The sequence below is a fragment of the Kluyvera sichuanensis genome, assembly GCF_014218705.1.
Taxonomy (GTDB): domain Bacteria; phylum Pseudomonadota; class Gammaproteobacteria; order Enterobacterales; family Enterobacteriaceae; genus Kluyvera; species Kluyvera sichuanensis.
The window spans coordinates 1-229 of sequence record NZ_JABBJF010000107.1; the positions used below are offsets into that span (position 1 = coordinate 1).

Genomic DNA, 229 nt, shown 5'->3' on the forward strand with positions numbered 1-229 from the left:
AAAACTCAAATGAATTGACGGGGGCCCGCACAAGCGGTGGAGCATGTGGTTTAATTCGATGCAACGCGAAGAACCTTACCTACTCTTGACATCCAGAGAACTTAGCAGAGATGCTTTGGTGCCTTCGGGAACTCTGAGACAGGTGCTGCATGGCTGTCGTCAGCTCGTGTTGTGAAATGTTGGGTTAAGTCCCGCAACGAGCGCAACCCTTATCCTTTGTTGCCAGCGG

The 229-nt window shown here is 51.5% G+C and carries 1 rRNA gene; it reads left to right on the forward strand.

From position 1 onward, the window contains the following. A 16S ribosomal RNA gene (locus tag HII27_RS27650) occupies positions 1–229 on the forward strand; the annotation flags it as partial.